Genomic DNA, 8,785 nt, shown 5'->3' with positions numbered 1-8,785 from the left:
TTGTTAAGCTATCCGTTGTTGTACCCGTAATCGTACCACCACAGTTATCCGTTGCCGTAGGTGCAGAAGCAATCGTTGCCGAACACTGACCTGTCGCATCTGGAAGTGATGCTGCATCAGGCACAGGCGCTGTAGTATCATTCACTACGATATCTTGTGTTTGCGTCGATGTATTGCCATTACCATCATCAAAGGTCCATGTTACAGTCGTAGTGCCTTGTGTAGAACTTGTTAAGCTATCCGTTGTTGTACCCGTAATCGTACCACCACAGTTATCCGTTGCCGTAGGTGCAGAAGCAATCGTCGCTGAACACTGACCTGTCGCATCTGGCAGTGATGCCACATCAGGCACAGGTGCCAAGTTATCAACTACCGTAACAGTAGCAGTAGCTGAATCAGATCCATTATCATCAGTTACAGTTAATGTAACCGTGTTTGCACCTATATCCGCACAAGTGAATGACGTAATATCAGTATCAAAAGTTAATGTACCAGCACCAGTGCTACCGTTATCTACAGCATTTTCAGCTATTGTTATATTACCAGTTGCATCTAAATTTACAGTTATATTTTGTGTTATTACAGTAGGGCCAGTTGCGGCGGCATCAGAGGTAAGATTTATATAATCTATACCCATATCACCTCTAAAACTATTAGAAGTTCCTGCTGGAACTGTTTCTGCAGAAATTCTAATTAAAATAATACTATTATCATAAGCACTAATATCAACAACTTGTTGTCTCCAAGACGCACTAGATGAAGTTTGCTGTTGACCAGAGATTGGGTTTTGCCCTGGATTTATTCCGTTAGTAGTAACATTTGTATCACTGATTGTCGTCCATGACGAACCAAAATCATCACTTACAGCAACGGTTAAATCACCCGTTGCACTACCAAACATGTGATAAAAAAACGAAAATGTAGCATTTTCTCTTCCCGTTAAATCTATACATGGGCTAATTAGGTTAACAACTGCATCTGTTCCTACTGCACCATTACTTATACCTGGATTTGATGATTCAATATAGAAATAATGACCTGATGCTCTATTAACAGTTGGGTTTGCAGGATTATAGTCGCCATCAGGTCCAGTACTGCCAGATGGAGTAGTTCCATCAGTTTCATTGGCCGTGTTTATAGTCCAATCTCCTGTATCACTAGTATCTTGTTCCCATAAACCTAAACCTCCGTTAACACTACTCTCGAAATCTTCAGTATAAGGATATGTAGATATAGTATTGTTACAAGGGTCTAGTGTCATAAATAATTCAGAAGCTGAGAAGGCAGATGTAGTAGTATTACATCTTGTAGCAACTTGAACTTCATATTCTGTATTTGGGTCTAAACTAGAAATTGCTTGAGACGCTCCAGAAATATCCGTTATTGTGGTCCAAGTAGAAGTTCCAGTTATTCTGTATCTAATGTCAAAAGTAGCAGAAGTTATATTATCCCATGATATATCTGCGGATGTCGCAGTAATATTTCCTGCGGATAAATTAGATGGAGGATTTGTATCATCACAAGGAATGTTAACTCCAATAATTTTAAAGTCATCAATAAAGAATCCTTCAGCATTTGCAGAGTAATTTTCGAACCTATTATTTGAATCTGACCTAAATCTGAATCTAAATCTTGCATTAGGTGCGTTTAATAAAGCTGAATTATCTACTGCACTTATCGATATTTCTTCCATTACCCAATTATCGAATTGATCTCCATCATAAATCTGTCCTGAACTATTGTTGTTATCTTGAAATGACTCATTAGTAGCACTTTTAGCTGCATGTTCGTTTGTGAAGCTAGTAGCATTTGGCTTATTATATTTACCACATAGTCTTACCCAATTAGTCCCATCTAAAGATCCTTCGAATTCTACAAAATCAAAATTTCTTTCTAAATCCCATTTTGTATAGAATTGAACAAATACTTCATCAAAGCTTGATAAGTCGTACCCAGTGTTTGTTGTCAATGTATTGCCATCACTAGCGCCGTAGGAAGTGATTCCTGTTCCTCCAAGTTTCATCCCGAAAGAACCATTATATCTTGCTTGTGCATTGCTGGATGTTGACCACGATGTTGAACCGGCTGTGATATTTATATTCCAATTAGCAGCAATATTGTTCCCTTCGGCATCATCTGAAAAGACAACAGAAGGTTGGTAGTATTTTTCAAAATTAGCGTTAAAAAACACATTTGTACCATCCGATAATTGAACATTGTATTCAATTTTGTCATTAGGCTGAATAGTGTTCGTTAATACCATTTCTGCCGTAACTTCTCTTTGCTCAAGAATAGACATACCAGTTTGAGTAGGTATACTAGCAATCGAGATAATATTTGATGAAATTGGTGTAACTGTAAGTTGGAAGTTACTACTTGATTGACCAATTCGCTCAATACCAAAAGTTAAGTCAGAAGTAAGACTATTAATATCACTTTGTGTTAAATCATGAAACTTTGCATATTGTCCACCATGATAAGCATTCATTAAGTTAATTCTCACAGCGCGCTTAGCAATGGCTCTAATTTGTGCTCTTGTTGGCCAAAAACCACCTTCACTTCCAAAACTTCCATGTTCTGGTGTTGTGGCGAGAATACTTTGACCTGAACCAGACGTAGCAGGACTTGAATCGTTAACAAATGAATTATTAGCATTACTTGTTGTATTACCACCATCTGGAGTACCACCTAACATCCAATCATCAGCAATACCGTTTGCGGCAGGGAAAATAGTTGCTCCAGATACGTATCTGTTATATTTGGTCATGTCTTCATGCCACTTATGCATTTCATCTTCTCTACCAGATACTCTTGTAGGAATACCTCCATAAGGATGCGGTATAGAGTTAGCAGCTGAATGATGCATTAAACACGTTTCTATACTTCTTGCTAAAACAAAATCACGAAGAATTTGCGATTCTGGCTCAGAAAATGGATAAGGACCTCTGTACAAGTTACTACTAGGTACATCATCAGATCCTGATGAATCACCATCTGCTCCCCATAAATAATCAAAATTTCTATTTAAATCTACACCTCTATTTTGACTAGAACCGGTGTTTGGTCTTAAGTTTTTACGCTGAAGCGTACCACCACTTGAATTTAAGGCCTGATTCCATCTTAAGCCATCAGGATTAACAATAGGAATAAAGTATAATTCATTGTTATCAACTAAGTTTTTTATTGCAGGGTCAGTATCGTAGTTTTCTAATAAATACCACATAAAATACATGTTATTCATTAAACTACTTACTTCTCGTGAATGAATCATAGATGTATACAGAATCTGAGGTCTGGTACCTTCCATGGCAGCCTGATCACCAGTTATTCTAACATACCAAACCGTTTGTGGATCCCATCTTGTAGTGCCTTCACCAATGTAGTTCTCAGGTTCACCAAGTGGGTCATTGTTTTGCCCAACACCACCAGTATATTGAGGATTTGATGTTGTATTGGCTGGGTTACCCCATGTTTTTTGGTTGCTAGGTGAAGCATCCAATCTTTGTGATATAAGATTAGGGTACATTGTACGCATAAGGTCTAATTGGTCTAATGTTTCTTGAACGGTAAGACATCCCCCAAAATCAACTCCTAATTCGAAGTTTGTAGGTTCGACCCAATCTACTTCTTCACATTCATTATATTGTAGATAATTATCAACTATAGCATTAGAAATTGAACGCGCGCCAGAAATACCAGAATTATCAGATTTTGAGTGTACATAAGTTTCCTTATCTCTTATAGCACGCTCACTATAATATTTATTTAAGTCTTCAACTAATACCGTATAATTAATATTAGCAGCTTGGACTCTTTCAATTTCATAAGGAGAGAGTTCTAATTGTACACCTTCTTCATTAATTATAGCACCACACCTTAAATCTATACCTGCATCGGCAAGTTCATGTATTTGAGAATGACTTAATGCATTAACTTTAATACGCTGGTGTGTCTGGGAAAAAGCGGTTTGTGCTAGAGCAAAAAAAGCCCATAGAATAGCGAGGGTAATTCTTTTCATTAGATTTGGGGTTAATAGAATTTGCAACAAATATATAATAATATTTACAAAAACATCGATTAAATGCAAAAAAAATAGATAAAGTGTTAATTGTGAAGTATAAATACTTGTAAAACAGTGGTTTGTAAATCCTATTAATTAGTATATGAAGTTTTAACGACCAAGACATAAAAAAACCCATACTTCTGTACTGGTTTTTGATTGTAGTGAGATCGAGATTTTAATAATCTTTAATAAGTGGCCTTGACAATAGTAAAGGCTTCCGTGATTTACCACCTCAATTGTTTTTATTCCCATGCACATTGAAGCAAGCTTCAGTACTGCTCATAAAAAAAGCTTGATGAATACATCAAGCCTTAACTGCTGTAGCGAGATCGAGATTTGAACTCGAGACCTCCAGGTTATGCAATTTACCTATAAAAGGTTTTTTGAATGGAAAATTTTAAAGAATTCAACATAAACCAAATTTAAAGGCTGAACCATTCGTCGACACTTATCTGCCAACCATCGACACATGAATACAGCCAACCGAAATAAAAAGGATATTTTATCATATTTCATGAATTTTACATTTTTAATAATTAAAAATGATTAATCTCAATATTCTTTTGATCGAAGATGACATGATCGAGGTGATGAAGCTCAAACGAGCAACACAATCTCTTAACCTTGAACATAATATCATAGAAGCCAATAATGGTGAGGAAGCTCTAGAAATTTTAAAGGATCGTGTTAAATTACCTGACATTATTTTACTGGATTTAAACATGCCTAAAATTAATGGGTTGGAATTCCTTAAAATTTTAAAAAAAGATAACCAGTTAATGTATATACCAACAATTGTACTTACCACATCAAACAATCAGCGCGATTTGTTGGAGTGTTATAAGATTGGTATAGCAGGATATATATTAAAACCACTAAAATATGAAGATTATGTATCTAAAATTGATAAATTATTAGCATATTGGAGTGTCAATGAATTAATTAAAGGATAATGAAAGGCATAATTTTTACAGAGTTTTTAGAATTGGTTGAGGAGAAATTTGGTTTGTCTATGGTTGACAAAATTATTAACCAATCTGAATTAGATTCTGGTGGAATATATACAGCAGTTGGTACCTATGAATTTAGTGAAATGCTGCAACTTATTTCTCACTTAAGTAAAAACACTGATATATCAGTCGATGATTTATTAATGGTATATTCTGAACATTTATTTGCAGTTTTGGTAAAAACCCATCCGGATTTAGTCAATCATTATAAAGATCCAATGGACTTATTGGCGTCTATTGAGAATCATATTCATGTTGAAGTACAAAAAATTTATCCTGAAGCACAGCTTCCAACTTTTGATTTAGAAGAACGAACCAAAGATAAGATGGTTATGGTTTACAAATCTGATAAAGCATTATATATGCTTGGAAAAGGCCTAATGTTGGAAACCTTTAAACTATTTGAAGTACCTGTAGAAATTAATTTCGAAAAACTAAATGATGACGGGACAGCAGTAAGGTTTTTTATTCAAAAGTGTTAATGACTGATAATGAATTAGATATTATAAAACGTGCTCTTGCTCGTGAAAAAGCTTCTAGAAAAGCAGCTGAAGCTATTTTAGAAGCAAAATCAGCTGAATTATATGAAGTTAATAAAAAACTCGAGGCATCGCATGCGGAGTTAACTTCTTTATACAACAAGACGACATCCGAATTACAAGGGATTTTTGAAAATATCGTTGATGCATATGTTATTATGGACATTAATGGCAATGTCTTAAAGTTTAATGATTCTGCTACACAATTGTTTGGATATGATGTAGATAAAGAGTCGGTTAATGTTGTCAAACTTATTTATAAAGAAGACTATGAATATGCTATGAAGTCCTTTTCAGAACTTCAAAACAAGGGTTATTTTAAGAATTACGAAGCAAGGGTCTATACTAAGAACAAAGAAGTAAAATGGGTGCATATCAATGCTAGTTTAGTTTTTGATAAAAATGGTATCCCAATGGCGGCACAAGGTATCGTTAGAGATATTACCGAAACTAAACGAATAAATCGGGTTATTGAAGAACAAAAAAGTCAGTTAGATGCTATTGTTCAAAATTCGTCAGTTGGTATTGTGTTGACGCAACATGGTAAAATTTTAAGAACCAATACCTCTATTCAAAACACATTAGGATATTCTGAAGAAGAGCTTTTTAATTTATCTGTTAAGGACATTTCATTCCCTGAAGACTTTCCGCAATCAAAAACTTATTTGGATAAGATGGACTCTGGAGAGTTAGATAATTTCATGATAGAAAAGCGATACAGGAAAAAAAATGGTTCGATTTTATGGGCTAAAACTAACGTTAGCGCAGTTAGAGACAAGGAAGGAAATATTAAGTATCAAGTGGCATTAGTTGAAGATATTACCCTAAAGCGTGAACAATCATTGATAATTGATATGATTAATGATGTTGCTAAGGCATTATTAGGTAAGATGGATATCTATGAAATTGCTTGGGAAATAACCAATAATATAGCACAGTATCTAGATACAGAAGATTGTGTTATTTATCTTGTAGATAATGAAGAAGGTAGATTAGAGCAAATTGCGGCCTTCGGAAGTAAACTTGGGAATAATAAACAAATTAACAACAAAATAATCTTGCCGATTGGAGATGGAATAGTTGGTACTGTTGCCAAAACTGGAGTAGCAGAAATAATTAATGATACTAGTAAGGATAGTAGATATATTGTTGATGACGAACAACGATTTTCGGAAATCTCAGTGCCTATAATAAGTAATAATAAGGTCATTGGTGTAATAGATTCTGAGCACATTTCTAAAAATTACTTTACCAATGAGCATTTAGTAACACTTGAGAATATTGCAAGTTTAGTCGCTATGCAATTAAAAAGTGCCATTAATCTTCGAGAGCGCAAAAAAGTTGAGACAAAAAATGAACAGCTTCTGCAGGCTCTAGAAAAAAGTAATAACGAGTTGCAAGAATATGCTCATATTGTTTCTCATGATTTAAAATCTCCTCTACGTAGTATTGATGCATTGGTAAGTTGGATTAAAGAAGATAATACAGGAAGATTAGATGATGTAACCATTCAAAATTTTCAATTGATTGAGACAACACTTGAAAAAATGGAGTTGCTTATTTCAGATATTTTAACATACTCGAGTATTGGATCTGAATCTAACGAAGAGAATGATATAGACTTAAATTTGCTTATTGAGGAGCTAAAGCAACTATTATATACTCCCGAGCATATATCAATTAAAGTCTTAAATAAGTTGCCCACTGTTACTGGTGATAAAACCAAGTTGCAACAACTGTTTCAAAATTTAATTAGTAATGCCATTAAATTTAATGACAAAGCAAAAGGACTTGTAGAAATTGATGTTAAAGAAGAAAAATCTTATTATCAGTTTTCGGTAAAAGACAACGGCGTAGGTATTGAAAAGCAACATCATGATAATATTTTTAAAATTTTTCATGCTTTAAATAGTAACAAAGAATCTTCTGGAATTGGATTATCTATAGTAAAGAAGATTGTGGATCTTTATAAGGGTGAAATATGGTTAGAATCCAAACCAAAAGAAGGCACCACTTTTTTCTTTACATTTAAGAAATAAAGTATGGAACAACCAAATCTCACTTATATAGAAAGTATGTCTGGAGGTGATAAAGCCTTTGAGCAAAAACTTATAGACATAATTAAATCAGAATTCCCCCAAGAGAAACAGATTTATTTAGATAATATCTCTGCAGAAAATTTTAAAGAAGCTGCAGAAAATGTTCATAAGCTTAAACATAAAATTAGTATTTTAGGACTCGTTAAAAGTTATGAAATTGCTGTAGATTATGAAAATAATCTTACTAATGGTAATACAGAACGTAAATCAGATTTTGACTCTATTCTGCAAATCATAACAAAATATCTAACGACACTATAAGCAAATTTTATGAACTGCATTATTATCGATGATGAAGCTACAGCTAGAGCAATAATTGCACAGATGTGCAGTAATATTTCAAGCTTAAATGTATTAGAAGAATTCCCAAATGCAATTCAGGCGATAAAATACTTAAATCAAAATGACGTAGATCTGATCTTTTTAGATATTCATATGCCTGATTTTACTGGATTCGATTTTATAGAAACTATTAAAAATCCACCAAAAATTGTACTGACTACTTCCGACGCCAATTTTGCGATTCAAGCATTTGAATATGACTGTATCGTAGATTATTTGGTGAAACCAATTTCAACCGAGCGTTTTGAAAAAGCCATAAAGAAAGCAGAATTGTCTACCGTTAGTAAACCAACAAGTTCAAATTCTTCTCAAAATGTGGAAAGTGCATCTGGTAATGATTTGTATGTAAACATAGATAGACGCTTAATTAAGATAGATATTCCAAGTATATATTTGGTTGAAGCAAAAGGCGATTACATTCATGTAAAAACTGAAGACAAGAATTACACAGTACACTCGACACTTAAAAAAATTGAAGAGAAACTACCAGATAGTTTATTCTTGAAAGTGCACCGATCATTTATAATTAATATTAAAAAGATTATTGATATAGAAGATAATAGTGTATTAATTAAAAAAGATGTTATCCCAGTAAGTCGCTCCAATAGACCAGAACTAATGAAAAGGCTTAATTTGCTCTAAAACTATTCATCGATAGTTATCCGCTTTCGAACGTTGCCTTTTTTTTATCAATCGAAAATCAAAAAAATGGCGCTTCTAGTAAAGTAGTTT

6 protein-coding genes are annotated in these 8,785 nt (G+C 33.8%); 5 read left to right on the top strand and 1 reads right to left on the bottom strand.

All coding sequences use genetic code 11. The features are described 5' to 3' along the window. Positions 1 to 4,018: M14 family zinc carboxypeptidase (locus ED556_RS09605; protein ID WP_296322762.1), on the bottom strand; the 4,018-nt coding region annotated here is incomplete at its 3' end. 587 nt (positions 4,019 to 4,605) lie between these two features. Here ED556_RS09605 and ED556_RS09600 point away from each other — a divergent pair. Genes ED556_RS09600 through ED556_RS09580 form a run of 5 tightly spaced genes read left to right on the top strand, consistent with a single transcriptional unit; the run spans position 4,606 to position 8,695 of the window. Continuing rightward, on the top strand, positions 4,606 to 5,016 hold the full coding sequence (locus ED556_RS09600) for a response regulator (RefSeq protein WP_296322759.1): 411 nt from the start codon (positions 4,606 to 4,608) through the stop codon (positions 5,014 to 5,016). Further along, positions 5,016 to 5,555 (top strand): heme NO-binding domain-containing protein, encoded by a 540-nt coding sequence (locus ED556_RS09595; protein WP_296322754.1) that lies wholly within the window; start codon positions 5,016 to 5,018, stop codon positions 5,553 to 5,555. The genes ED556_RS09600 and ED556_RS09595 overlap by 1 nt, the downstream gene beginning before the upstream one ends. Further along, positions 5,555 to 7,651, top strand: a complete 2,097-nt coding sequence (locus ED556_RS09590; RefSeq protein WP_296322751.1) for a PAS domain S-box protein — start codon at positions 5,555 to 5,557, stop codon at positions 7,649 to 7,651. The genes ED556_RS09595 and ED556_RS09590 overlap by 1 nt, the downstream gene beginning before the upstream one ends. Before the next feature lie 3 nt (positions 7,652 to 7,654). Further along, positions 7,655 to 7,972: an Hpt domain-containing protein gene (locus ED556_RS09585; RefSeq protein WP_296322748.1), complete on the top strand. Its 318-nt coding sequence runs from the start codon at positions 7,655 to 7,657 to the stop codon at positions 7,970 to 7,972. A gap of 9 nt (positions 7,973 to 7,981) precedes the next feature. Beyond that, positions 7,982 to 8,695, top strand: a complete 714-nt coding sequence (locus ED556_RS09580; protein WP_296322745.1) for a LytTR family DNA-binding domain-containing protein — start codon at positions 7,982 to 7,984, stop codon at positions 8,693 to 8,695. The last annotated feature ends 90 nt before the right edge of the window (positions 8,696 to 8,785 follow it).

It is taken from the genome of Winogradskyella sp., assembly GCF_003712105.1.
Classification (GTDB): domain Bacteria; phylum Bacteroidota; class Bacteroidia; order Flavobacteriales; family Flavobacteriaceae; genus Winogradskyella.
This window is presented reverse-complemented; position numbering and strand designations above follow the sequence as displayed.

What these genes read in the sequence shown, in the direction of transcription:
- ED556_RS09600 (WP_296322759.1), top strand. Translation starts at nt 4,606, where the DNA reads ATGATTAATCTCAATATTCTTTTGATCGAAGATGACATGATCGAGGTG.
- ED556_RS09595 (WP_296322754.1), top strand. Translation starts at nt 5,016, where the DNA reads ATGAAAGGCATAATTTTTACAGAGTTTTTAGAATTGGTTGAGGAGAAA.
- ED556_RS09590 (WP_296322751.1), top strand. Translation starts at nt 5,555, where the DNA reads ATGACTGATAATGAATTAGATATTATAAAACGTGCTCTTGCTCGTGAA.
- ED556_RS09585 (WP_296322748.1), top strand. Translation starts at nt 7,655, where the DNA reads ATGGAACAACCAAATCTCACTTATATAGAAAGTATGTCTGGAGGTGAT.
- ED556_RS09580 (WP_296322745.1), top strand. Translation starts at nt 7,982, where the DNA reads ATGAACTGCATTATTATCGATGATGAAGCTACAGCTAGAGCAATAATT.